Genomic DNA, 24,025 nt, shown 5'->3' with positions numbered 1-24,025 from the left:
GTTCAATCCCTCAATGATGCCTGGAATCGCTCTTTTAATGCCTCTACACATTTGGCGACGGTAGCGGCAATCTCCTCTTCTTCAAGTGTACGGCTGGTATCCTGAAGGATCAGGCTGATAGCGAGGCTCTTATAGCCCTCCGCAACACCCTTACCGCGGTACACGTCAAATAAGTTTACGCCAACTACCTGATTTACGCCAACTTTCTTACACTCGGATAAAATATCCGCAGCGGGAACGTTTTCTGCCACAACGACTGCGATATCGCGACGGTTCGCTGGGAAGCGAGAAACTTCACGCGCCTGAGGCACCACGCGGTCTGCGAGCTTATTCCACTCCAGTTCAAACACCAGAGTGCGACCGTTCAGATCCAGTTTACGTTCCAGTTCAGGATGAACAACCCCAATGAAACCAATACGTTCACCTTTCAGATAAATCGCCGCAGACTGACCCGGATGCAGTGCTGGATTCGCTTCAGCTTTGAACTGAATGTCCGCCAGTTTACCGGTCAAGTCGAGAACCGCTTCCAGATCGCCTTTCAGATCATAGAAATCAACGGTCTCTTTTGCCAGATTCCAGTGTTCATCATGACGGTTACCGCAGATCACGCCAGCCAGCATCAGATCCTGGCGGATCCCGAGGTTGGCCTGCGTATCTGGCACGAAACGTAAACCCGTTTCGAAAATACGTACGCGGTTCTGCTGACGGTTCTGGTTATACACTACCGTAGACAGCAAGCCAGTCCACAGGGACAAACGCATTGCCGACATATCAATAGAGATTGGGCTTGGCAGCAGCAGCGCTTCTTCACCCGGGTGCAGCAATGACTGGACTTTCGGGTCGACGAAGCTATAGGTAATTACTTCCTGGTAGCCTTTGTCATTCAGCATGGTTTTTACACGTTTCAGCGACAAATCCGCTTCACGATGCGTACCCATGATAAGACCCGCCTGAATCGGCGTGTTCGGGATATTGTCATAACCGTATACGCGGGCGACTTCTTCGACCAGGTCTTCTTCGATTTCCATATCGAAACGCCAGCTCGGTGCGACCGCTTTCCACTCATCCTGCCCTTCCGTCACGTCACAACCCAGACGACGCAGAATGTCGCTCACCTGCTCATCCGCAATATGGTGTCCGATCAGACGATCCAGTTTGCTACGACGAAGCGTAATGGTTGCGCGTTTTGGCAGCGTGGCTTCGTTCGTCACGTCAATGACTGGACCCGCTTCGCCGCCGCAGATATCGATCAGCAGGCGCGTTGCACGTTCCATGGCCTTATGTTGCAGAGCCGGATCGACACCACGCTCATAGCGGTGAGATGCATCGGTGTGCAGGCCGTGACGACGTGCGCGACCGGTAATAGACAGCGGGCTGAAGAATGCACATTCCAGCAGGACGTTTTGTGTTTCATCATTCACACCGGAATGTTCGCCACCAAAGATGCCGCCCATCGCCAGCGCTTTGTTGTGGTCCGCAATCACCAGAGTATCTGCATTCAGCTTCGCTTCGCTGCCATCCAGCAATACCAGGGTCTCACCCTCTTTTGCCATACGGACAACAATTCCGCCTTCAATGCGGTCTTTGTCGAATGCGTGCATCGGCTGGCCCAGTTCGAGCAGCACATAGTTAGTCACGTCAACCACGGCATCGATAGAACGGATCCCGCAACGGCGCAGTTTTTCTTTCATCCACAGCGGGGTTGGCGCTTTAACATTGATGCCTTTCACCACGCGGCCCAGATAGCGTGGGCAGGCTTCCACGGCTTCGACCTGAATCGGCAGGACGTCGCTAATAGTCGCGGCTACAGGCGCGATTTCCGGCTCAACCAGCGGGGCTTTGTTCAGTACAGCAACATCACGCGCCACACCGATGATGCCTAAGCAGTCGGCGCGGTTCGGCGTGACGCTAATTTCGATAGTGTTGTCGTCAAGCTTCAGGTATTCACGGATATCGGTGCCAATTGGCGCATCGGCTGGCAGTTCGATAATCCCGTTATGATCGTCGGAAATACCCAGCTCAGAGAACGAGCACAGCATGCCTTCAGACGGTTCACCGCGCAGTTTTGCCGCTTTGATTTTGAAATCGCCCGGCAGAACGGCACCAACGGTTGCCACAGCCACTTTCAGCCCCTGACGGCAGTTTGGCGCACCGCAGACGATATCCAGCAGGCGGTCGCCGCCTACATTCACTTTGGTGACACGCAGTTTGTCAGCGTTCGGGTGCTGGCCGCATTCAACCACTTCACCCACCACAACGCCGTTGAACGCGCCAGAAACAGGTTCCACACCGTCAACTTCCAGACCCGCCATCGTGATTTGGTTTGACAGCGCATCGCTATCAATCGCCGGATTTACCCATTCGCGTAACCACAGTTCACTGAATTTCATTGTTTTATCCTGCCTTTATTTAAACTGTTTGAGGAAACGCAGATCGTTTTCGAAGAAAGAACGCAGATCGGTAACGCCGTAACGCAGCATGGTCAGACGCTCCATACCCATACCGAAAGCAAAGCCGGAATAGATTTCTGGATCGATGCCAACGTTACGCAACACGTTCGGGTGAACCATCCCGCAGCCCAGCACTTCCAGCCATTTACCGTTTTTGCCCATCACGTCAACTTCCGCAGATGGTTCAGTGAACGGGAAGTAGGAAGGACGGAAACGAACCTGCAGATCTTCTTCAAAGAAGTTGCGCAGGAAATCGTGCAGCGTGCCTTTCAGGTTGGTGAAGTTGATGTTGGTATCAACAATCAGCCCTTCCATCTGGTGGAACATTGGGGTGTGAGTCTGATCGTAATCGTTACGATATACACGGCCCGGGGCGATAATACGGATCGGCGGCTGTTTTTCTTTCATGGTGCGGATCTGTACGCCGGAAGTCTGCGTGCGCAGCAGACGCGTCGCGTCAAACCAGAAAGTGTCGTGGTCAGCGCGCGCCGGATGATGGCCAGGAATGTTCAGCGCATCGAAGTTATGATAGTCATCTTCGATTTCCGGACCGGTCGCCACGGTAAAGCCCAGCTCACCGAAGAAACTTTCAATCCTGTCGATTGTACGCGTTACAGGATGCAGACCGCCGTTTTCGATACGACGCCCAGGGAGGGAGATATCGATCGTTTCTTCAGCCAGACGAGCATTGAGCGCAGCACTTTCTAATTCGGCCTTACGCGCGTTCAGCGCTTGCTGTACCTGCTCTTTGGCTTCGTTTATCACCGCACCTGCTGCCGGGCGCTCTTCTGGCGGCAGCTCGCGCAGGGTTGTCATCTGAAGGGTCAGATGCCCTTTCTTGCCCAAATATTCGACGCGGACATTGTCTAACGCGGCAACATCTGAAGCCTGGTTAATGGCGGCCGTTGCACTGGCAACCAGCTCTGCGAGATGTGACATGGTTTTCCTCGTTATGTTGCGATATTCACTAGTCGCTCGTATATACGCAAAATCATTCAAATTGTATCAACGCAGCAAAAGAGCGAATGCAGCCAATACAGAGACAACTCGAAGGATGACGCGTATAAAAAAAGCCTCCACCAGGGAGGCTTTTAGGCGCTGTTTTCCGTTTCTTCTTTCACGCGCAAGCCTCCTGAGTTCAGGTGCTAAAGTAAAAGAAGAAGCGGAAAATAGCAGCATTCATGCTTGCGTTACCTTGTGTGGTAAAAACCGGACAACCTTTATTGAAAAGGCTTACGGATAAATTGTCAACTAATTGATTGCACTACAAATAAAAGAGAGGGAGCCAGGCTCCCTCTTTTCACCGGCTTATGCCAGAGCTGCTTTCGCTTTTTCGACCAGAGCGGTGAACGCTACTTTGTCGAATACTGCGATGTCAGCCAAGATCTTACGGTCGATTTCAACAGAGGCTTTTTTCAGGCCGTTGATGAATTTGCTGTAAGAAATACCGTTCTGACGTGCTGCTGCGTTGATACGCGCAATCCACAGTTGACGGAACTGACGCTTTTTCTGACGACGGTCACGATAAGCGTACTGACCAGCTTTGATAACAGCCTGGAAGGCAACGCGGTATACGCGAGAACGCGCACCGTAGTAGCCTTTAGCTTGTTTCAAAATTTTCTTGTGACGTGCACGGGCAACTACACCACGTTTTACGCGAGCCATATGTGCTCTCCTGTATCTATATTCTTAGTAAAAAAATGAATTAAACGTTAACGGCTTATGCGTACGGCAGGCACGCGATAACCAGACCCAGATCGCCTTTAGACACGAGGCCTTTTGGACGCAGGTGACGTTTACGCTTAGTAGATTTTTTGGTCAGAATATGACGCAGGTTTGCGTGCTTACGCTTAAATCCACCACCACCGGTTTTTTTGAAACGCTTAGCAGCACCGCGTACGGTCTTAATTTTTGGCATTTTAATAACTTCCACTTCGCATTGTTAATAAACGAAACGTAGGCGAACAACGGCTGTGGAACCCGTAGGCTCCACAGACATTGCTACTTGAAGGCCTTACTGTTTCTTCTTAGGAGCGAGCACCATGATCATCTGACGGCCTTCGATCTTCGTAGGGAAGGATTCGACTACTGCCAGTTCACTCAGATCGTCACGGACGCGGTTGAGCACTTCCATACCGATCTGTTGGTGGGCCATCTCACGACCGCGAAAACGCAGCGTGATCTTAGCCTTATCGCCATCTTCCAGAAAGCGTACCAGGCTGCGGAGTTTTACCTGGTAATCGCCATCGTCGGTGCCAGGACGGAATTTAATTTCCTTAACCTGGATAACTTTTTGCTTTTTCTTCTGTTCCTTAGAAGATTTACTCTTTTCATAAAGGAACTTGCCGTAGTCCATAATACGACAAACTGGCGGTTCGGCGTTAGGGCTGATTTCAACTAAATCTACTCCAGCTTCTTCAGCTTTTTCGATCGCTTCTCTCAGACTCACAATACCCAAAGCTTCGCCTTCCAGACCTGTTAAGCGAACTTCCAGGGCGCGAATCTCGCCATTGATACGATTCGGACGTGCCGTTTGAACTCGTTTTCCGCCTTTAATACCTTATTCCTCCAGTTGTTGAAGACTGCGGCTGCGAATCTCTTGTTGCAGCTTCTCAATCACTTCATTTACGTCCAGGCTGCCCAAGTCTTTGCCACGACGGGTGCGCACGGCAACTTTGCCTGCTTCTACCTCTTTGTCGCCACAGACCAACATGTAAGGGACACGACGTAAAGTGTGCTCGCGGATTTTAAAGCCAATCTTCTCATTTCTCAAGTCTGCTTTTACACGAATACCCGCATTTTGTAGTTTCTGCGTTAATTCGTTAACGTATTCAGACTGAGAATCGGTGATGTTCATGACCACAACCTGAACCGGCGCGAGCCAGGTCGGGAAGAAGCCAGCGAACTCTTCGGTCAGGATACCGATGAAACGTTCCATCGACCCAAGAATTGCACGGTGAATCATAACCGGCACCTGACGCTCGTTGTTTTCGCCAACGTAAGAGGCGCTTAAACGGGACGGCAGGGAGAAGTCCAGCTGTACAGTACCGCACTGCCATGCACGATCGAGGCAGTCATACAGGGTAAATTCAATTTTCGGACCGTAGAACGCGCCCTCACCCAGTTGGAACTCAAACGGGATGTTGTTTTCTTCCAGCGCAACGGCCAGGTCAGCTTCAGCACGGTCCCACATTTCATCGCTACCGATACGTTTTTCGGGGCGAGTGGACAGTTTGACGACGATTTTCTCGAAGCCAAAGGTGCTGTACATATCGTAGACCATACGAATGCACGCGTTAACTTCATCACGAATCTGCTCTTCAGTACAGAAGATATGAGCATCATCTTGAGTGAAGCCACGAACACGCATCAGGCCATGCAGCGCACCTGACGGTTCATTACGGTGGCAGCTACCAAACTCAGCCATACGCAGCGGCAGATCGCGATAGGATTTCAGACCCTGATTAAAGATCTGTACGTGGCCTGGGCAGTTCATTGGCTTAATGCAGTATTCACGGTTCTCAGAAGAGGTGGTGAACATCGCATCTTTGTAGTTATCCCAGTGACCTGTTTTTTCCCACAGCACGCGGTCCATCATGAACGGACCTTTCACTTCCTGATACTGGTATTCTTTCAGTTTTGAGCGAACGAATACTTCCAGTTCACGGAAGATAGTCCAGCCATCGTTGTGCCAGAACACCATACCCGGTGCTTCTTCCTGCATATGATACAGGTCAAGCTGTTTACCGATTTTACGGTGATCGCGTTTGGCCGCTTCTTCCAGACGTTGCAGGTAGGCATTCAGGGCTTTTTTATCTGCCCATGCAGTACCATAAATACGCTGCAGCATCTTGTTATTGCTGTCGCCACGCCAGTATGCCCCTGCGGTCTTCATCAGTTTGAAGTGATGGCAGAAACGCATGTTCGGCACGTGCGGGCCACGGCACATATCGACATATTCTTCATGATGGTACAAGCCAGGCTTGTCATCATGGGCAATGTTTTCATCAAGAATGGAGACTTTATAGGTCTCGCCACGCTTCACGAAGGTTTCACGCGCTTCGTACCAGCTGACTTTCTTCTTAATGACATCGTAGTTTTTCTCAGCGAGCTCGTGCATCCGCTTCTCGAGCGCGTCGACGTCTTCCTGGGTTAACGTACGGTCAAGATCGATATCGTAGTAAAAACCGTTATCAACAACCGGTCCGATCGCCATTTTGGTGTGCGGCCAGAGTTGTTTGATCGCGTGCCCTAACAGGTGCGCACAGGAGTGACGAATGATCTCCAGACCTTCTTCATCCTTCGCGGTGATGATGGAGAGCTTCGCATCATGCTCAATCAGATCGGAAGCATCTACCAGCTCACCGTCAACACGGCCAGCAATAGTAGCTTTCGCCAGACCTGGACCGATGTCCAGCGCAACATCCATGGGGCTTACAGCGTGGTCGTAATGGCGTTGGCTGCCATCAGGAAGAGTAATAACAGGCATGTTATATCCTTATTTGCAGTGGTGACCCACACGTAAGATCACATACAAAGATTCAATATTTAAAATTATCAAAAAGGAATGGGCTGATTCCCGCTTCACTCTGCGAAATATGTCACTGGTCGCCTTAAAGACCACACTGGACCTACACCCGCTTTTTGATAACACCGTTTGACAGTGTACACGGCATTACGGGTCGATCAAAGCAACAATCGACGTGCGCTCTATGATGTAAATCAATTCACTGACACCCAACCGTCTTTGTTACACTTGCACAAAGTCATCTAACCTGAGCAGGAAAAAAACAATGCCCACAAATCGCTTTGCGAAGAAACACTGGAAGATGGTTGTGATTCTGCTCGTTATTTGTGCGGCAATGTTGATGCTGCGCTGGGCTGCAATGATCTGGGGCTAAATGACGCTCACCCGCTGTTCCGCTTTCGTTTATTTATCGATTAATCGAATTCGTCTGAAAATAACGCGTTATGGCCAGGTAAAAAATAAAACGCAAATTAAATATTAAATAAACTTAACTTTAATTTAGGAAAGCCAGGTCATTTATTTGACCCGGCTTGTCACTACATCCGATAGCCGAGGGAAACTGTCGTGCGGCGATCGGTATGCTCCGGCGCTGTTGCCGGCGGTTCAGAGTTCCAGGTCACGTTGTAAGCCACCTTTAACCCAAAGTGTTCGTTGATGGCAACGTTCAGGGCAGTTTCAGAGTTGAGCGTGGTATCGTCAGCGCCGAATACCGACACACCCTGAGTAAATTTGGTGTTGTCCGTCATCTGCCATGCATAAGCCCCAGACGCATAGCCCAACGGCTGCGTTTCGGTGGTGCCATCCGTGTGCTCGTCATAGCGCACGCCAGGACCGAATTCGAAACGGAAGCTGTGCACAGGTCCGTTGAGGAACTGACGACCATAACCCGCGGTCAGCACGTCACGCTCGCGGTAGCCGTTGTAGCGGTCGGTCAGCCAGCTTGCCTGTCCAAAGAGATAGTCATAGTCGGTCATGTTGTAACGACTACGGCCACCTACGGCATATTTCTCCGATGAACGCTCATCATTAGAGGAGGTATTGCTGGCATTTCCCCACAGAGACCATGCGGTCGTTTGGCCGTACCAGGTCATGGTGGTATCCGCGGTTAAAGAAGAACTTTTTGTGTTGCCTGACTGGGCGAGATATCCCGCGTTCAGGTTACCTTCAAAGGGTTTTTTCGCGCTGGAAGGGTCATCTATGACAGTAAAAACGGAATCATCGGCGGCAGCATGCATTGACGCAAGCAGGCCTCCCGTCAGCAGTAATGCTGCGGGCACTGTCTTCAAAAGCTTCATTTATTAAGAGTCCGTACAACAAAAAAAGAGACCATTACGGTCTCGGAAACTTTCATATGGATCAATGACAAAAGACCCTTGAAAGGTAACAAATTATAAAAAGACTCGAATAACATAGCAATAAATTCTTATTTCATTTTTTGAATAAGAGCGTTCCTAAACCTCTATTTTATTTATATATCTTTATGACGATAATTTTAAATAAAGATATGGAAAATCATGTTGTTAATTACTTCACTTTCGGGAGGTTAAGTGCCAGACTAAGTTCAGCCTAACAGGAGGTAAAGATGGTACGTATCTATACGTTAACACTTGCGCCCTCTCTCGATAGCGCAACAATCACCCCGCAAATTTACCCGGAAGGTAAGCTTCGTTGCACCTCGCCGGTTTTTGAACCCGGCGGCGGCGGTATCAACGTCGCTCGCGCAATTGCCCATCTTGGCGGAACCGCAACGGCGATTTTCCCCGCAGGGGGAGCAACCGGAGAGCATCTTGTTGCATTGCTCGCCGACGAAAATGTTCCCGTATCAACCGTCGAAGCCAAAGACTGGACCCGACAAAATCTTCATGTCCACGTTGAGTCCAGCGGTGAACAGTATCGTTTTGTCATGCCTGGCGCTGCGCTAACCGATGACGAGTTCTACCATCTTCAGGATCAGGTGCTGGAAATCGAATCTGGTGCGCTGCTGGTCATCAGCGGTAGTTTGCCGCCCGGCGTACAGCTTGAGAAGTTGACCCGACTCATTACCACCGCACAAAAACAGGGGATCCGCTGTATTGTCGACAGCTCAGGCGAAGCACTGACGGCGGCGTTAGCCATCGGCAATATCGAACTAGTCAAACCCAACCTCAAAGAACTGAGTGCTCTGGTAAATCGCGAACTGACACAGCCCGATGATGTGCGCAAGGCCGCACAGGAAATCGTACATAGTGGGAAAGCGCACCGCGTTGTGGTCTCGCTTGGGCCGCAAGGGGCGCTGGGCGTAGATCGAGATACCTGCGTTCAGGTGGTTCCACCACCGGTGAAAAGTCAAAGTACTGTAGGTGCGGGCGACAGTATGGTCGGGGCCATGACGCTTAAACTGGCTGAGAACGTGCCTTTTGAGGATATTGTCCGTTACGGTGTGGCCGCAGGTAGCGCAGCAACGCTAAATCAGGGTACGCGCCTGTGCTCTTTGGACGACACGCAAAAAATTTATTCGTATCTCACTCAGTGATGACACAACCCCCTTTTGAAGAGAAAGGGGGATTCTCGCGAAAACTGTCAGCATGGGTGTTATGCGACTATGATAAAAAGTCACGTGATTACAAAGAAGTGAATCATGTGCAGTCAGACGTCTCCACAACGGTACGGGGTGAGGAAGAACGACAAACATTAAGTGCCTTTCCAGCGATGACGCGTCCGTGGTGTGCGTCAGTTCGTGTTTTTTAACCGCATTCTTGCGCTAACCTTATGATCTGGCAGACAACATGGGGAGAGACATCATGTGGCAGGCTATCAGTCGTCTTTTAAGCGAGCAATTAGGTGAAGGCGAAATCGAACTGCGTAATGAACTGCCCGGCGGAGAGATCCACGCCGCATGGCATTTACGCTATGCGGGGCGAGATTTTTTCGTCAAATGCGATGAAAGAGAGCTGTTAACCGGCTTTACGGCAGAAGCCGATCAGCTGGAGCTACTTTCCCGCAGTCAAACTGTATCTGTACCGAAAGTCTGGGCAGTAGGCGCAGACAGAGATTACAGCTTTCTGGTGATGGATTTCCTCCCTCCCCGTCCGCTTGATGCGCATAACGCGTTTATCCTCGGCCAGCAGCTTGCGCATTTGCATGAATGGAGCGACCAGCCTCAGTTTGGTCTCGACTTCGATAACGCGCTCTCTACCACGCCGCAGCCCAATACCTGGCAACGTCGCTGGTCAACCTTTTTCGCCGAGCAACGTATAGGCTGGCAGTTGGAACTCGCCGCTGAAAAAGGCATAGCGTTTGGCAACATCGACGCCATTGTCGAGCATGTTCAGCAGCGTCTTTCTTCCCATCAACCACAGCCGTCTCTCCTGCACGGTGATTTGTGGTCCGGGAACTGCGCTCTCGGTCCTAACGGTCCGTACATCTTTGACCCCGCCTGCTACTGGGGGGACAGAGAGTGTGACCTGGCAATGCTGCCGTTACATACCGATCAGCCGCCGCAAATTTATGACGGTTACCAGTCTGTCTCACCACTACCGTTGGACTTTCTTGACAGGCAGCCAATCTACCAGCTCTATACGCTGCTGAATCGAGCAATTCTGTTCGGAGGACAGCATCTGGTTGTGGCGCAGAAAGCGCTGGATAGATTACTGGCGGCTTAACTACGTACCGCGTTGCTTATCAGGCCTGCCGTTTCGCAACGTGGCAGGCCCGATAGAGCGGCACTTACAAAAAGCCCAGCAATGAGAAGAAGAAGTAGCCGATCACGATAACGATCACCGGCAGAATATAAAGCGGGAAAATTTGTAAGAAGATCGTATGGTGCGGTACCACAATTCGCGACTCAAGTTGCTCACGGGATAATCCTTCACTGCCTTTTGCCTGTTCCAGAATCAGCTGATCCTCAACGCCTTCGCGTAAGAAACGCGCCTGGCGGCTCATTCTGGCGCCTGAATCCTGCAACGCCAGACCGATAAAAATCAGGATGAATATCAGCCAAAAAACGAGATTCAGTCCACTTTGAAAATCGGGCGTCGGCGAGTTATACCAAAACACGTTAAGAAAAGGTGTGTTCACCCGCATCATGTCGATCATCACATGGGCAAAATCGAGCATAACCGCGTTAATCCCTTCCTGCTTTTCGCTGTGCGCATACATAAACTTCAGTACTGAAACCAGCGTTGAAATCAGCGCGGGAATGAAAACCACCCATCCCACCAGCCTTTTCAAGATGGCAATGCGTCCAGCTTGTTGATACGTCATGAGTTCCCCTTGATTAAGACGTGTCATTTTGGCCTAAGTTTACCCGTTGATTACCGTTTTCGCCTGATCTTTAAAGGCGGTATACTGCTGAACTAGCCATAATAAACGCTCAGAGTCCGTCCAGGCTGGCTCTACATCCCTGTTATCACCGTAAAGGAGAGGTTGTAATGTCAACCCCGCGTCAAATTCTTGCTGCAATTTTCGATATGGATGGGTTACTGGTCGATTCTGAACCGCTTTGGGATCAGGCTGAACTGGATGTGATAGCAAGTTTAGGCGTTGATATCTCCCGCCGCCATGAACTTCCCGATACCCTTGGCTTACGCATTGACATGGTGGTTGATTTGTGGTTTGCGCAGCAACCCTGGAACGGCCCCTCACGTCAGGAAGTCACCGATCGCATCATTACCCGGGCCATTGCGTTGGTTGAAGAAACAAAACCGCTGCTGCCAGGCGTTCGTGAAGCTGTGACGTTGTGCAAATCTCAGGGAATCAAAGTAGGACTGGCATCCGCCTCGCCGCTTCATATGCTGGAAAAAGTGCTGACCATGTTTGATCTGCGCGATGACTTCGACGCGCTGGCTTCTGCAGAAAAACTGCCTTACAGCAAACCGCACCCGCAGGTTTACCTCGATTGCGCGGCAAAACTGGGCATTGACCCGTTAAACTGCGTAGCACTGGAAGACTCAGTGAACGGCATGATTGCCTCGAAAGCTGCCCGCATGCGTTCCATCGTCGTACCAGCGCATGAGAATCAGGACGATCCTCGCTTCGTTCTTGCCAACGTCAAATTAACCTCACTCACCGAACTCACTGCCGCTCATCTGTGCGGCTAATCCTGTAACGGGCAATGATTGTATTGCCCGCCTTCTCTGCCTTTTGTTTTTAAAACACCGTTTCATTTTTAATTGTATTTCTGTTTAACCTCTCCTATCCTTGCCCTATAGAGCAAGCGTTAATGACATAAATAGTTGAGGTAAACATGATTCAGGAAGCTTTTCGTCTCGAAGGTAAAGTAGCCATCGTCACTGGATGTGACACCGGCCTTGGGCAGGGTATGGCAGTGGCGCTGGCTGAAGCGGGCTGCGATATAGTCGGCGTGAATCGTAAAATACCGCATGAAACCGCAGAGAAAATTAACGCCCTCGGTCGACGCTTTATGGCCATTCAGGCCGACCTCAGCCAACAAGATGCTCTCACCAGCATCGTGACACAAACGGTGTCGGCGTTTGGCCAGGTCGATATTCTGGTCAACAATGCAGGAACTATACGCCGTCAGGATGCGCTGGACTTCAGTGAAAAAGATTGGGATGACGTGATGAATCTAAATCTCAAATCTGTTTTCTTTCTGTCGCAGGCCGTGGCGCGCCAGTTTCTGGCTCAGGGAAATGGCGGAAAAATTATTAATATTGCCTCAATGCTCTCTTTTCAGGGCGGTATCCGCGTTCCTTCCTATACCGCATCAAAAAGTGGCGTGCTGGGTATCACTCGCCTGCTCGCCAATGAATGGGCGGCCAAGGGAATTAATGTCAATGCTATCGCGCCCGGCTATATGGCGACCAATAACACCCAGCAACTGCGCGCAGACAGCGAGCGCAATCAGGAGATTATCGATCGTATTCCCGCAGGGCGCTGGGGCACGCCAAATGACCTGAAAGGCCCGGTCGTGTTCCTCGCAAGTCCCGCCTCTGACTATATTCATGGCTATACGCTGGCCGTGGATGGCGGTTGGCTGGCGCGGTAAAGGCGCACTTGTGACAAAGGGTTACAACGTCACCTCTTCCGCCTACTGTATAAAACCCCTATACTGTATGAATCGACAGTTTATTGGGTTTTATCATGACGGCGGAAGGCCACCTTCTTTTTTCTATTGCCTGTGCGGTATTTGCCAAGAATGCCGAGCTAACGCCCGTTCTTGCGCAGGGTGACTGGTGGCATATTGTCCCTTCAGCCATTTTAACGTGCCTGCTGCCAGATATCGATCATCCCAAATCTCTGCTGGGGCAGCGTCTGAAGTGGATATCAAAACCCATTGCCCGGGCATTTGGTCATCGCGGGTTTACACATAGCCTGCTGGCGGTTTTTGCCCTGCTGGCCACGTTCTACCTGAAAGTCCCGGATACCTGGATAATACCGGCTGATGCCTTACAAGGTATGGTACTCGGCTATCTCAGCCACATTCTGGCCGACATGCTGACCCCAGCAGGCGTTCCCCTGCTTTGGCCCTGCCGCTGGCGTTTTCGTCTGCCCATCCTCGTGCCGCAAAAAGGCAATCAACTGGAGCGATTTCTGTGCATGGCACTGTTCGCGTGGGCAATCTGGATGCCGCAGACCGTACAAGAGAACAGCGCGGTACGCTGGTCTTCGCAGATGATTAATACGCTACAAATGCAGTTCAATCGTTTCATAACGCATCAGATTGACTAATAAATCAGCCAAAAAGTCATTTTCGGTATAAACAATTCCATTTGAATATAAGAGGCAAGTCACAGTTCTGCTAATCTTGCGCCAACAGAATCACCTTTAAACGGTGATACGCATAATAAGATCAGGAGAACGGGGATGAACTTTCCATTAATCGCGAACATTATCGTGTTCGTAGTGCTGCTGTTCGTGCTGGCGCAAGCCCGTCACAAACAGTGGAGTTTGGCCAAAAAAGTACTGGTCGGTCTGGTCATGGGTGTTGTGTTCGGCCTTGCCCTGCACACCATTTATGGCTCTGACAGCCAGGTTCTTAAAGATTCAGTACAGTGGTTCAACATTGTCGGCAACGGTTATGTCCAACTGCTGCAGATGATTGTTATGCCGCTGGTATTTGCGTCTATTCTCAGCGCCGTTGCACGTCTGCATAATGCCTCTCAGTTAGGTAAAATCAGCTTCCTGACCATCGGAACGCTGCTGTTTACCACGCTGATTGCCGCGCTGGTAGGGGTTCTGGTGACCAACCTGTTCGGCCTGACCGCCGAAGGTCTGGTGCAAGGTGGTGCCGAAACCGCACGTCTGAACGCGATTGAAACCAACTATGTTGGCAAAGTAGCTGACCTCAGCGTTCCGCAACTGGTGCTGTCGTTTATTCCGAAAAACCCGTTTGCCGATCTGACTGGCGCCAACCCGACGTCGATTATCAGCGTCGTTATCTTCGCAGCATTCCTGGGTGTAGCCGCGCTGAAACTGCTGAAAGATGATGCACCAAAAGGCGAGCGTGTTCTGGTCGCTATCGATACCCTGCAAAGCTGGGTGATGAAACTGGTTCGTCTGGTGATGCAGTTGACGCCGTACGGTGTTCTGGCGCTGATGACCAAAGTGGTTGCAGGTTCCAACCTGCAGGACATCATCAAGCTGGGTAGCTTCGTCGTGGCCTCTTATCTCGGTCTGGGCATTATGTTCGTGGTTCACGGGATCCTGCTGGGTATTAACGGCGTTAGCCCGCTGAAATACTTCCGCAAAGTGTGGCCGGTGCTGACTTTCGCCTTCACCAGCCGTTCCAGCGCAGCCTCAATTCCGCTGAACGTTGAAGCTCAGACCCGTCGTCTGGGCGTGCCTGAATCCATCGCCTCATTTGCCGCCTCTTTTGGTGCCACGATTGGTCAGAACGGTTGTGCGGGCCTGTACCCGGCAATGCTGGCAGTAATGGTTGCACCGACCGTCGGTATCAACCCACTGGACCCAATGTGGATTGCCACGCTGGTTGGTATCGTGACCGTGAGTTCCGCAGGGGTTGCGGGTGTCGGTGGCGGTGCAACGTTTGCCGCGCTGATCGTCCTGCCTGCTATGGGTCTGCCGGTCACGCTGGTTGCGCTGTTGATCTCCGTTGAACCGCTGATCGATATGGGTCGTACTGCACTGAACGTAAGCGGTTCTATGACTGCCGGTACGCTGACCAGCCAATGGCTCAAGCAGACTGATAAAACGATTATGGACAGCGACGATAACGCCGAACTGGCGCATCGCTAAGTCTGTCAGCTAAAAAAACAAAACCGCCGAAGCGTCATGCTCCGGCGGTTTTTTATATTCATTAATCGCTTAGTTCATTTTCCTGGCGAACCTGATTAGCCCAGCGCTGTGCTGATTCCGGGACCGTAAATGCAGGCGAACGTTGAAACGCCTCCCCCATTAAGACAAATGCGACATATTTTCCGCGCAGTATCCATACGTCACGAAACGCATCCATTTTAACCGCATGCTCTGGTGGAGCGGGCTCCACGCGAGGAACATAGCTGATAACCGGACGATTTTGTTGGCGAAGAGGTTTCATAATCAGTTGCTTCACTAAAGACAAATTCTAAAAATCAGAAAACCGCTATCTTAGCCGATTTTGCCGCCTTGCGTCCTGCCTTGCGTGCGCTGTTTGCCTGGTTCATCGCGCTTTACGTCATCGGCCTGTACCTGCGCCGTTGAGTGAGTGGTCTATAGTTAAAGCTTTTGACAGCAACAACGACCCTTTCAGCAATGAAACCAGGAGACGAGTTTAATGTCACAGAATGATAAGCATCCACTCCATCACTCAGCGCCGGTTCATGATGCCAGCGAATCCCAGCCAGGACTTGACTCACTGGCGCCTACAGACGGTTCACATCGGCCAACACCTGAACCCACGCCGCCAGGTATGCAGCCCACTACGTCCGGCAGCTTAAAAGCGCCGGATATCAAAAGTGATAAACTCAACGCGCTGGATAGTTTTCGTAAAGGAAGCGAAGATTTTGCTCTGACAACTAATCAGGGAGTGCGAATCGCAGACGACCAAAACTCTCTGCGTGCAGGTAATCGTGGGCCAACCCTGCTGGAAGACTTTATCCTGCGGGAAAAGATTACCCATTTTGATCATGAACGCATCCCGGAGAGGATCGTACATGCCCGAGGTTCTGCCGCTCATGGTTACTTTCAGCCCTATACCAACTTGAGTGCGACGACGAAAGCGGACTTTCTGAGTGATGAAAATAAAATCACCCCAGTTTTTGTCCGATTCTCTACGGTTCAGGGCGGCGCAGGCTCTGCGGACACGGTCAGAGATATACGGGGATTTGCGACCAAGTTTTACACTGAAGAGGGCATTTTCGACCTGGTGGGAAACAATACTCCCATCTTCTTTATTCAGGATGCCCATAAATTCCCGGATTTCGTCCATGCAGTTAAACCGGAGCCGCATTGGGCTATCCCGCAGGGCCAAAGCGCCCATGACACCTTCTGGGATTATGTCTCATTACAGCCTGAAACGTTGCACAACGTCATATGGGCAATGTCCGATCGAGGTATTCCGCGCAGCTATCGCACGATGGAAGGCTTCGGCATTCACACATTTCGGTTGATTAATGCGCAAGGGAAAGCCACCTTTGTCCGTTTCCACTGGAAACCGCTGGCAGGTAAAGCCTCGCTGGTATGGGATGAAGCGCAAAAACTTACCGGTCGGGATCCCGACTTTCATCGTCGCGATCTGTGGGAAGCTATCGAAGCGGGCGATTATCCTGAATATGAACTGGGGCTACAGCTGATTCCCGAAGAAGACGAATTCAAGTTCGATTTTGACCTGCTCGACCCGACCAAACTGATCCCGGAAGAGCTGGTTCCGGTGCAGCGCGTCGGTAAAATGGTGCTGAACCGCAATCCAGATAATTTCTTCGCTGAAAATGAACAAGTCGCATTTCATCCCGGACATATCGTCCCTGGCATCGATTTTACTAACGATCCCCTGCTGCAGGGCCGCTTGTTCTCCTATACCGATACTCAAATCAGTCGCCTGGGCGGGCCCAACTTCCATGAAATCCCGATTAATCGCCCGACCTGTCCGTACCATAATTTCCAGCGTGACGGCATGCATCGTTTAGACATCGATACCAATCCTGCCAACTATGAACCGAATTCCATCAATGATAACTGGCCGCGCGAAACGCCACCGGGGCCAAAACGCGGTGGATTTGAGTCATATCAGGAGCGAATTGAAGGAAACAAAATTCGCGAACGTAGCCCCTCTTTTGGCGAATACTATGCGCACCCTCGCCTGTTCTGGCTAAGTCAGACACCAATTGAACAGCAGCATATTATCGGCGGATTCAGTTTCGAACTCAGTAAGGTTACGCGCCCCTATATTCGCGAAAGAGTGGTCGAACAGCTGGCCCATATTGATACTGCCCTCGCCGAGGCGGTTGCCGATAATCTCGGTTTTGAGCTAACCAAGGAACAGGCTGAAATTGTGCCGCCGCCCAACGTCAACGGTTTGAAAAATGCACCGTCACTCAGCTTATATGCAGGTGCGCAAGGTGAGATTAAGGGCCGCGTGGTCGCCATCCTACTTAATGACCAGGTTAAATCGACCGACCTGCTCGCCATCATGCAAGCCCTACAGGCCAAAGGCGTTCATGCCAAATTGCTCTATTCCCGAATGGGTAAGGTAGTTGCCGATGATGGTTCTGCCCTGACGATCGCCGGTACTTTTGCGGGTTCGCCATCCCTGACGGTCGATGCGGTTATCGTTCCGTGCGGCAATCTCGCGGATATCGTTACGAATGGTGATGCCCGATATTATTTACTCGAAGCGTATAAGCACTTAAAACCTATCGCCCTGGCCGGCGATGCTCGTCAGTTTAAAGCAACGTTGAATATCAAAAATGAAGGAGAAGAAGGCGTAGTGGAAGCGGACAGTGCAGGCGCACAGTTTATGGATACCCTGCTGACGCTGATGACCGCGCACCGCGTCTGGTCACGCGCCGGAAAAATAGAAACGATTCCCGCCTAAAAAAATGCGGCGCATTAAGCGCCGCAAACTCAGGAATTACACGTTCAGAAAACTGCCAAGACGATAACCGCGCTCCGCAATTGCATATTTCAGTGACGAAGACGTCAGCACGTCAAGCTCAGTTAAGCGGGGGTAACAGTAGGCACTTTGACGAATAATGTCATCGATAAAGGCCGGATGACACATCACTTCCAGCGAGGATTCACCCCGATCGGCTGACGCATCCAGCGTCTGCAAAAACAGAGCTTCAGAAATCGCCTCACCGTAAAATTCGCTGCTAAACCCCTGGGAGGTACGTAACGTTTCCGGTAAATCAGACGCCTGGAACACGGTCTGACGATCGATACGCAATGCAATCCCCTTCTGGGCAGCAAACCCGGCCACGATAGGGAAAATTTGCGGGAACATATGCACATGGTGATGGCTATCCAGATGCGTCGGCTCCCGCCCGAACAGGTCAATAAAACGCTGATACTGCGCGGCCAGTTCCTGAGAAATTTCATCCAGCGGCAAGTTGTCTTCCTCTGCCATCTGCCAGATCCATTTCCCCAGTAATCCGTCACGAGTAAGACCCGGCATTGCCGTCAACGGCCTGCCCAGCGTCAGAACAAAATGCATTCCGACGGCAAGTTCCGGTATGTCGCGACTCAGCTGTACCGCATGGTCAATCGCCGCACCGTTAACCAGTGCCGTTGTCGAGGTGACAACGCCATTGCGACAGGCTTCAACAATGCCGTAGTTTTGTCCTTTACTCAGGCCAAAATCATCCGCATTTACAATCAGTACGCGTTCCATAACCGACCTCAGTTAGTGTTGTTCGCTTTTGAGTTTCTCAATACATCCGGCGAAGTTTGGCAGCCATTTTTCATGTGCCAGAATCAGCTCACGCGCCAGAATTTCGGCATCACTGTCAGAATGCACCAGCGGACTCAGGTTCAACGCCAACAGCACATCATTCAGCTCACCGCTCAATGCCGCATTGCTCGCCGCGACCTCGAAACCTTTAATGGTATAGATAAGGCCGAGCACTTTCTCATCAAAATGGGTAATCCGTGGATGCGGCGTAGCACCGTTACGTCCCAGCGTACAGGTCATCTCAACCGCCCAGTCTGCAGGAATGTTATCAACATGCCCATGATGTGGAATGTTGACATAGTGCTCGGTCTGTTTGTCGTTGTAGATGGCGTTGATCACTTCACAGGCCGCATCGGAGTAGTACGCACCACCGCGCTGCTCCAGCTCTTTCGGCTTAACGTTTAGCTCAGGATTTTTGTAGAGGTCAAACAGTTGTTTTTCTACTTTTTGTACTACCTGAGCACGTGCGCCGCCCTTATAGTACTCGCCCATTTCGATCGCCAGCATCTCTTTTGGCTTGAAGTAGTACAGCAAATACGAGCACGGCAGCAGCTTCAGCGAACGAATCAACCCTTCGCTGAACGGCAGGTCGAAAATGTTCTTCACGGTGGAAGCTTTCAGTTGACCAGAAGCTACACCGTCCAGCAGTTCATCAAACCGTGATTTGCCGTTCACCAGCACATCTTTAATAAAGACCATGTGGTTCAGACCGAACAGATCGATGGATAAGTCATCGCTCTCTTTCAGCGCCAACACATCGCTAATGAACATTTTCATGCCGACAGGAATATTACACACACCGATAAATTTCTTGAAATTCGTGTGGCGATAGACCGCTTCAGTCACCATCCCTGCCGGGTTAGTGAAGTTAATCACCCACGCATTCGGGCACAGTTCTTCCACATCTTTAATAATGTCAAAGATAACCGGAATGGTACGCAGACCTTTAAACAGCCCACCCGCACCGTTGGTTTCCTGTCCCAGATAACCATGGCTCAGCGGAATGCGTTCATCCTTTTCACGGGCTTTCAGTTGCCCTACGCGCAGCTGGGTGGTAACGAAATCAGCATCTTTCAGTGCTTCACGGCGATCCAGCGTTTTAAACAACTTCATCGGCACGCCGGCTTTATCGATCATGCGCTGGCATAGGTCAAAAATAATGTCCAGCTTCTCTTTTCCACCGTCGACATCAACCAGCCACAACTCAGAAACCGGTAATTCATGATAGCGCTTAATAAAGCCTTCAAGTAATTCAGGGGTGTAGCTGCTCCCGCCACCAATAGTGACGACTTTTAATTTCTGGCTCATACTTTCTCCCTTCAGTGTCAAAACACTGACGTGTATTATGCTCAACCCGTATGTCAGGTATAGCGTGGCTGTCCCGACGCTATTTTGGGCAAGCTATAAAAAATGGGTTATTGGCAAATAATATCTACTGATTAAATTCAGTTAATTTCTTACGGTAGCTATTCGGTGTAAACGACGTCAGCTTTTTAAACGTTTTAATAAACAGGCTTGGACTACTGTAGCCAGACTCGTAAGCAATATCCGTTACAGAATAGTTCGTCATTTCCAGCTGTTTTTTAGCAAAGTTAATGCGGATTTCATTAATAATCTGCATCGGCGTTTTGCTGTAATAACGCTGGGTAGCGCGGGTCAGATACTCCTGGGATTTCGCGGACAGGTGTACCATATTTTCCAGCGCATTCTCGCTAAACTGCCGTTTGTCGTGCATGGTCTCGACGGTGGTTTTAAGCCACTGCGGAATATCATCCAACACCTGCTCTTCGCGATGATGGCGTAACCGATTAATAATATAGAAGGTGACCACTTCTACAAATTCATCCAGTCCGCTCTCGCGAAAGTTCAGTGATGCAATAACCGTTTCAATATAGGTAAGAAACGAGTTATTCGCCCGATAGACCTGCGATGCAACGAAACAAAATGGTAGCAGCGGGTGATAATGCTGTTCAAAAAATCGTTTACTGATGCCGACGTTAAGGATCCTTGTCGCACCAAAATCATAGAAACTCTGGTGGTGCGATCCCAACGGGATAAAGACAAAGTCTCCACGTTCGAGCAGTACGCGTTTACCGTTGATTTCCTGATAATAGCGTCCGGTTAAAACCAGGGTAAATTCATAGTAGTCATGCTGATGCAGCCCGCTGATACTCTCAGTTTTGTTATAGATGAACACATGGAAATTTTTGCCATTAAACAGCTGCTGTTCATAAACGGTTTTGATTTCCGGTGCGTTAATCTGTAGCTGCATTATGCACTCCTCGCTATTTCAGCTTTTCGTGAAGCTCAATCAGTTCAGTCACCAGCTCACGCGCCAGCATTGATGTCATCAGGTGGTCCTGGGCGTGGACCAGCACCAGGCTAACTTTCATTTTACCTTCGCCCTGATCGCCTTCAATCAGTTTCGTTTGTACGAGGTGCGCTTCGTTCAGCGCCAGACGAGACTGGTCCATCATGGCCCTGGCCGACTCAAAATCGCCTTGCTTGGCCATTTTGAGCGCGCCGTACGCCAGGCTACGCGCCTGACCGGAGTTGATGATGAGGCCCATCACCACTTCTTCAAGTTCTTCTGCTTCAGACTGCGTGTCGACGATGTTCTCGATATCCAACATACTTTTTTCCTCTGGTTCAGTCCGGCATGACCGTGAAGCCATGCCGGATTAAATTTAGAATTTCAACGCGTTAGCGATATCTTCTTCGCTTTCTTCTTGGTCAATAACGTTCTGCGCTTTGTTGGCTACCACCACGAACGGCAGGTAAACCAGCGTTGCGATACCGAGGTTGAACAGCGCGACCAGCAGAGCAGCGACGCTACCGTTGGTGTTAAAGAACGCGCCCAAACCGGTTGGCATGGTCCACGGTGCAATGTTGGTAATCGGTGGAATAATGCCTGAGTAGTAAGCTGCCAGCGTAATCGCCGCCAGAATCGGTTGCACCAGAATGAACGGGATAAACATCACCGGGTTCATGATGATCGGCAGACCGAACAGGATAGGTTCGTTAATCTGGAACAGACCTGACGGCAGTGCCAGTTTAGCAACCTGACGATAGTCAGGACGGCGCGATGCCAGGAAGATAGCGATAATCAGACCCAGCGTTGCCCCGCTACCCCCAAGGAAAATATAGGAGTCGAGCATCGGTTTCGCCCAGACGTGGAACGTCTTACCGGCTTCAAGCGCGGCATCTACAGAACCAAACTGTTGGTAGATAGAGATGTTTTCCAGCGCCCATGGCGTCATGATACCGCTGTCCAGCGCAGTCAGCGCCAGTGAACCGTGAATACCGAAGAACCACAGCAGCGGAACAAAAATCACGTAGGCCCAGCCCACCACGCTGCCCAACGACGCCAGCGGAGTTGAAATGGAATCCATAATGATCTGGTGGAAGTTCGTACCCCAGGTGTTCAATGCCCAGGCGATGATCCCCATAATAGAGAGGATAAGGAAGCCAGGAATCAGCGCAGAGAAAGAGCGCGATACGGATGTCGGTACGCTATCAGGTAATTTAATGACCCAATTGCGACGAACCACAAAGGTGAACATTTCCGCGACCGCGAGGCCGATAATGATACCGGAAATAATATTGGCACCGCCGAGCCAGTTCGCGCCAACGGCATAGGCTTCACCCACGCTATAAGGCGTTACGGTCATAAACGCGGCGACAGATAACAGCCCGGCAGCCAGTGAGTCGACTTTACGTTCTTCTGCCAGCGCCATGCCGATGAAGAACGGTGCCATCAAGGACATGATACCCAGCGTGCCGTTATAGACGTTTCCACCAATGCCTTTCAAACTATTAAGCGTTTCAATAGTTGAAGCATCAAGTCGAATGCCCATTGAATAAAAAAACGACCCCTCCCCAAAGCTCAGGAAAACGTTATTGATTAATACAAACATGGCCCCTGCGAGGGTTAACGGCATTAAACGAATAAAACCGTTTTTGATTGCATTAACGTGTGGCTGCTTTCCAATTTTTACAGCAAAAGGAAGGAGTACCTTTTCAAGTGAAGCAATAGCGTTACTCATAGAAAAATACCCTTAAATACCGCAATTAAAAATTGCGGTGAATGTTAATGAAATAACTCTTTGACGGGAAAATTAAAATAAAATAATTAATTTGCTGCGGCTTTTTTAATTGCTGCAACAGCAGCCTTAAGCACGCCTAAACCATCGACTTTGCCATACAGCAGCGAGTCAATCACTTCCACAGGCTTGTTGGGTAACAAACGCTGAATTTCGGGCAACATATAAGCAATTTGTGGACCTAATAACACGACATCGGCCGTTGGACCTTTTTCTCCGGCCAGCGTTTCAGGAAACGCTTCAATAATAACCGGCACTTCGTATTTTTCGGCCTGAGCACGCATCTTCGAAACCAACAATGAAGTCGACATGCCCGCAGAACAAAACAGATAAATGTGTTTCTTTTCCATTAAAACGATCCTCATATGCGATTATCTGTCAACCAGACACTCCGCAAGCCATAACCTGCATCCATACTCTGGGTAACTTGCGTCAGCTAAATTACTTTTTTAGGTGGCTGAAATGAGTATACGGGATTGCACCAGTGGATGGTATTTCCTTGACCAACTAAATTGTCTCTCCTTGACCTGTCGTTATGACACCCCTCACATTTTGGGCAAATAATTCGCGGCAATAAATAAGATCGTTCGGCACAAAAAAACCGGCACGATGGCCGGTTCTTCTGAATGCTCAGGCAATAAGCAGTTGTTACTTCTTCGCCGCCTGCGGGTCGGTGTCGTACTCTGCGCAGGTCTGGTAACCGGAGTTAATCACATGTCCGGTGTCGTCTAAAGCAACAAAATAGGTTTCAGCTTTACCATCTCGTTGACCGAGGATGTAGGTCTGGCATGTCCCTCGCGCATGAATCATGCTGACTTCAGAAGAAGGTTTACCGGCAATCTGCGCCACCTGCGCCCGGCTCATCCCTTTCTTCACATCTTTCACCACTGGCTGAACAAATTGATCTTTGGTACGATCGTAGGCCGTACACCCTGCCAGCATAGTCAAAACAGCCGCTGCGCTTAGAATTCCTGTTAGGTTCTTGTTCATATTCCGTCCTCTTGTATTTCAGCGTGTTATATAAGCCTGGAGCACAACAACATATTTTTCAAGCAATCAGATGATACTTAGGTCGTTTCGGAAAATTCTATTAAAACAAAATGATGCTATACAAGGC

25 protein-coding genes and 1 other annotated feature are annotated in these 24,025 nt (G+C 50.3%); of the genes, 8 read left to right on the top strand and 17 right to left on the bottom strand.

Annotation, left to right across the window (positions count from 1 at the left end):
* Positions 1 to 2 precede the first annotated feature (2 nt).
* The 7 genes from pheT to thrS all read right to left on the bottom strand — a co-directional run bounded on the left by pheT (position 3) and on the right by thrS (position 6,939).
* Positions 3 to 2,390: a phenylalanine--tRNA ligase subunit beta gene (pheT, locus tag BZK41_RS14190; protein ID WP_032943162.1), complete on the bottom strand. Its 2,388-nt coding sequence runs from the start codon at positions 2,388 to 2,390 to the stop codon at positions 3 to 5.
* Between the two features lie 15 nt (positions 2,391 to 2,405).
* Positions 2,406 to 3,389, bottom strand: a complete 984-nt coding sequence (pheS, locus tag BZK41_RS14185) for a phenylalanine--tRNA ligase subunit alpha (protein WP_003832580.1) — start codon at positions 3,387 to 3,389, stop codon at positions 2,406 to 2,408.
* Positions 3,390 to 3,513: 124 nt separating this feature from the next.
* Positions 3,514 to 3,638: a sequence feature (Phe leader region), on the bottom strand.
* Positions 3,589 to 3,633 (bottom strand): pheST operon leader peptide PheM, encoded by a 45-nt coding sequence (gene pheM, locus BZK41_RS27285; RefSeq protein ID WP_001386830.1) that lies wholly within the window; start codon positions 3,631 to 3,633, stop codon positions 3,589 to 3,591. Its footprint overlaps the feature before it by 45 nt.
* 120 nt (positions 3,639 to 3,758) lie before the next feature.
* Positions 3,759 to 4,115, bottom strand: a complete 357-nt coding sequence (gene rplT, locus BZK41_RS14175; RefSeq protein WP_003030578.1) for a 50S ribosomal protein L20 — start codon at positions 4,113 to 4,115, stop codon at positions 3,759 to 3,761.
* Positions 4,116 to 4,170: 55 nt separating this feature from the next.
* A complete protein-coding gene (gene rpmI, locus BZK41_RS14170) occupies positions 4,171 to 4,368 on the bottom strand; it encodes a 50S ribosomal protein L35 (protein WP_003030583.1) in 198 nt (65 codons plus the stop codon).
* A gap of 96 nt (positions 4,369 to 4,464) precedes the next feature.
* Positions 4,465 to 5,007: a translation initiation factor IF-3 gene (gene infC, locus BZK41_RS14165; protein ID WP_048997935.1), complete on the bottom strand. Its 543-nt coding sequence runs from the start codon at positions 5,005 to 5,007 to the stop codon at positions 4,465 to 4,467.
* Between the two features lie 3 nt (positions 5,008 to 5,010).
* Positions 5,011 to 6,939, bottom strand: coding sequence for a threonine--tRNA ligase (gene thrS, locus BZK41_RS14160; protein ID WP_003832572.1), 1,929 nt, complete (start codon positions 6,937 to 6,939; stop codon positions 5,011 to 5,013).
* Positions 6,940 to 7,243: 304 nt separating this feature from the next.
* On the opposite strand from thrS, the gene yniD reads away from it, so the two are divergent.
* Entirely contained in the window at positions 7,244 to 7,351 is a 108-nt protein-coding gene (yniD, locus tag BZK41_RS26960; RefSeq protein WP_003030590.1) for a small membrane protein YniD, read from the top strand.
* Positions 7,352 to 7,514: 163 nt separating this feature from the next.
* Here the strand turns inward: yniD and BZK41_RS14155 are convergent, their stop codons facing one another.
* The gene (locus BZK41_RS14155) at positions 7,515 to 8,273 is read right to left on the bottom strand and encodes a YdiY family protein (RefSeq protein WP_079938548.1); all 759 of its coding nucleotides are present in this window, start codon (positions 8,271 to 8,273) and stop codon (positions 7,515 to 7,517) included.
* 287 nt (positions 8,274 to 8,560) lie between these two features.
* Here BZK41_RS14155 and pfkB point away from each other — a divergent pair, with 287 nt between their 5' ends.
* Entirely contained in the window at positions 8,561 to 9,490 is a 930-nt protein-coding gene (gene pfkB, locus BZK41_RS14150; RefSeq protein WP_079938547.1) for a 6-phosphofructokinase II, read from the top strand.
* Between the two features lie 268 nt (positions 9,491 to 9,758).
* Positions 9,759 to 10,619, top strand: a complete 861-nt coding sequence (locus BZK41_RS14145) for a fructosamine kinase family protein (protein WP_003030598.1) — start codon at positions 9,759 to 9,761, stop codon at positions 10,617 to 10,619.
* A gap of 64 nt (positions 10,620 to 10,683) precedes the next feature.
* On the opposite strand, the gene BZK41_RS14140 is transcribed toward BZK41_RS14145, so the two are convergent.
* Complete coding sequence (locus BZK41_RS14140; RefSeq protein ID WP_008784573.1) at positions 10,684 to 11,220, bottom strand: YniB family protein; 537 nt, start codon at positions 11,218 to 11,220, stop codon at positions 10,684 to 10,686.
* A 167-nt stretch (positions 11,221 to 11,387) separates the two neighbouring features.
* On the opposite strand from BZK41_RS14140, the gene hxpB reads away from it, so the two are divergent.
* From hxpB to tcyP, 4 genes are all read left to right on the top strand, one after another.
* A complete protein-coding gene (gene hxpB, locus BZK41_RS14135) occupies positions 11,388 to 12,056 on the top strand; it encodes a hexitol phosphatase HxpB (protein WP_079938546.1) in 669 nt (222 codons plus the stop codon).
* 146 nt (positions 12,057 to 12,202) lie between these two features.
* Positions 12,203 to 12,964: a 2-dehydro-3-deoxy-D-gluconate 5-dehydrogenase KduD gene (kduD, locus tag BZK41_RS14130; RefSeq protein ID WP_079938545.1), complete on the top strand. Its 762-nt coding sequence runs from the start codon at positions 12,203 to 12,205 to the stop codon at positions 12,962 to 12,964.
* Between the two features lie 83 nt (positions 12,965 to 13,047).
* Entirely contained in the window at positions 13,048 to 13,647 is a 600-nt protein-coding gene (locus BZK41_RS14125; RefSeq protein WP_008784570.1) for a metal-dependent hydrolase, read from the top strand.
* A gap of 135 nt (positions 13,648 to 13,782) precedes the next feature.
* Positions 13,783 to 15,174: a cystine/sulfocysteine:cation symporter gene (gene tcyP, locus BZK41_RS14120; protein ID WP_079938544.1), complete on the top strand. Its 1,392-nt coding sequence runs from the start codon at positions 13,783 to 13,785 to the stop codon at positions 15,172 to 15,174.
* Positions 15,175 to 15,235: 61 nt separating this feature from the next.
* Here tcyP and cedA read toward each other — a convergent pair whose 3' ends face one another.
* Positions 15,236 to 15,499: a cell division activator CedA gene (cedA, locus tag BZK41_RS14115; protein WP_072025560.1), complete on the bottom strand. Its 264-nt coding sequence runs from the start codon at positions 15,497 to 15,499 to the stop codon at positions 15,236 to 15,238.
* Between the two features lie 192 nt (positions 15,500 to 15,691).
* On the opposite strand from cedA, the gene katE reads away from it, so the two are divergent.
* Positions 15,692 to 17,950, top strand: a complete 2,259-nt coding sequence (katE, locus tag BZK41_RS14110) for a catalase HPII (protein WP_079938542.1) — start codon at positions 15,692 to 15,694, stop codon at positions 17,948 to 17,950.
* A gap of 36 nt (positions 17,951 to 17,986) precedes the next feature.
* On the opposite strand, the gene chbG is transcribed toward katE, so the two are convergent.
* The 7 genes from chbG to osmE all read right to left on the bottom strand — a co-directional run bounded on the left by chbG (position 17,987) and on the right by osmE (position 23,898).
* Positions 17,987 to 18,745 (bottom strand): chitin disaccharide deacetylase, encoded by a 759-nt coding sequence (gene chbG / locus BZK41_RS14105; protein ID WP_079938541.1) that lies wholly within the window; start codon positions 18,743 to 18,745, stop codon positions 17,987 to 17,989.
* Between the two features lie 12 nt (positions 18,746 to 18,757).
* The gene (locus tag BZK41_RS14100) at positions 18,758 to 20,113 is read right to left on the bottom strand and encodes a 6-phospho-beta-glucosidase (protein ID WP_079938540.1); all 1,356 of its coding nucleotides are present in this window, start codon (positions 20,111 to 20,113) and stop codon (positions 18,758 to 18,760) included.
* A 124-nt stretch (positions 20,114 to 20,237) separates the two neighbouring features.
* Positions 20,238 to 21,080 carry a transcriptional regulator ChbR gene (gene chbR, locus BZK41_RS14095; RefSeq protein ID WP_085951046.1) on the bottom strand — a complete coding sequence of 281 codons (843 nt, stop codon included), beginning with the start codon at positions 21,078 to 21,080 and terminating at the stop codon, positions 20,238 to 20,240.
* 10 nt (positions 21,081 to 21,090) lie between these two features.
* Entirely contained in the window at positions 21,091 to 21,438 is a 348-nt protein-coding gene (gene chbA, locus BZK41_RS14090) for a PTS N,N'-diacetylchitobiose transporter subunit IIA (RefSeq protein WP_048214339.1), read from the bottom strand.
* Between the two features lie 54 nt (positions 21,439 to 21,492).
* Positions 21,493 to 22,851 (bottom strand): PTS N,N'-diacetylchitobiose transporter subunit IIC, encoded by a 1,359-nt coding sequence (gene chbC / locus BZK41_RS14085; RefSeq protein ID WP_003030619.1) that lies wholly within the window; start codon positions 22,849 to 22,851, stop codon positions 21,493 to 21,495.
* A gap of 86 nt (positions 22,852 to 22,937) precedes the next feature.
* Positions 22,938 to 23,258 carry a PTS N,N'-diacetylchitobiose transporter subunit IIB gene (gene chbB / locus BZK41_RS14080; RefSeq protein WP_003840900.1) on the bottom strand — a complete coding sequence of 107 codons (321 nt, stop codon included), beginning with the start codon at positions 23,256 to 23,258 and terminating at the stop codon, positions 22,938 to 22,940.
* A 298-nt stretch (positions 23,259 to 23,556) separates the two neighbouring features.
* On the bottom strand, positions 23,557 to 23,898 hold the full coding sequence (gene osmE, locus BZK41_RS14070; protein WP_003030621.1) for an osmotically-inducible lipoprotein OsmE: 342 nt from the start codon (positions 23,896 to 23,898) through the stop codon (positions 23,557 to 23,559).
* Positions 23,899 to 24,025: the final 127 nt, after the last annotated feature.

Origin of the sequence: Citrobacter sp. A316, from assembly GCF_002042945.1 — a bacterium.
Classification (GTDB): Bacteria; Pseudomonadota; Gammaproteobacteria; order Enterobacterales; family Enterobacteriaceae; genus Citrobacter; species Citrobacter portucalensis.
This window is presented reverse-complemented; position numbering and strand designations above follow the sequence as displayed.

Coding starts and splice junctions, on each gene's coding strand:
- pheT (WP_032943162.1), bottom strand. CDS start 2,390: ATGAAATTCAGTGAACTGTGGTTACGCGAATGGGTAAATCCGGCGATT.
- pheS (WP_003832580.1), bottom strand. CDS start 3,389: ATGTCACATCTCGCAGAGCTGGTTGCCAGTGCAACGGCCGCCATTAAC.
- rplT (WP_003030578.1), bottom strand. CDS start 4,115: ATGGCTCGCGTAAAACGTGGTGTAGTTGCCCGTGCACGTCACAAGAAA.
- rpmI (WP_003030583.1), bottom strand. CDS start 4,368: ATGCCAAAAATTAAGACCGTACGCGGTGCTGCTAAGCGTTTCAAAAAA.
- thrS (WP_003832572.1), bottom strand. CDS start 6,939: ATGCCTGTTATTACTCTTCCTGATGGCAGCCAACGCCATTACGACCAC.
- yniD (WP_003030590.1), top strand. CDS start 7,244: ATGCCCACAAATCGCTTTGCGAAGAAACACTGGAAGATGGTTGTGATT.
- BZK41_RS14155 (WP_079938548.1), bottom strand. CDS start 8,273: ATGAAGCTTTTGAAGACAGTGCCCGCAGCATTACTGCTGACGGGAGGC.
- pfkB (WP_079938547.1), top strand. CDS start 8,561: ATGGTACGTATCTATACGTTAACACTTGCGCCCTCTCTCGATAGCGCA.
- BZK41_RS14145 (WP_003030598.1), top strand. CDS start 9,759: ATGTGGCAGGCTATCAGTCGTCTTTTAAGCGAGCAATTAGGTGAAGGC.
- BZK41_RS14140 (WP_008784573.1), bottom strand. CDS start 11,220: ATGACGTATCAACAAGCTGGACGCATTGCCATCTTGAAAAGGCTGGTG.
- hxpB (WP_079938546.1), top strand. CDS start 11,388: ATGTCAACCCCGCGTCAAATTCTTGCTGCAATTTTCGATATGGATGGG.
- kduD (WP_079938545.1), top strand. CDS start 12,203: ATGATTCAGGAAGCTTTTCGTCTCGAAGGTAAAGTAGCCATCGTCACT.
- tcyP (WP_079938544.1), top strand. CDS start 13,783: ATGAACTTTCCATTAATCGCGAACATTATCGTGTTCGTAGTGCTGCTG.
- katE (WP_079938542.1), top strand. CDS start 15,692: ATGTCACAGAATGATAAGCATCCACTCCATCACTCAGCGCCGGTTCAT.
- chbG (WP_079938541.1), bottom strand. CDS start 18,745: ATGGAACGCGTACTGATTGTAAATGCGGATGATTTTGGCCTGAGTAAA.
- BZK41_RS14100 (WP_079938540.1), bottom strand. CDS start 20,113: ATGAGCCAGAAATTAAAAGTCGTCACTATTGGTGGCGGGAGCAGCTAC.
- chbA (WP_048214339.1), bottom strand. CDS start 21,438: ATGTTGGATATCGAGAACATCGTCGACACGCAGTCTGAAGCAGAAGAA.
- chbC (WP_003030619.1), bottom strand. CDS start 22,851: ATGAGTAACGCTATTGCTTCACTTGAAAAGGTACTCCTTCCTTTTGCT.
- chbB (WP_003840900.1), bottom strand. CDS start 23,258: ATGGAAAAGAAACACATTTATCTGTTTTGTTCTGCGGGCATGTCGACT.
- osmE (WP_003030621.1), bottom strand. CDS start 23,898: ATGAACAAGAACCTAACAGGAATTCTAAGCGCAGCGGCTGTTTTGACT.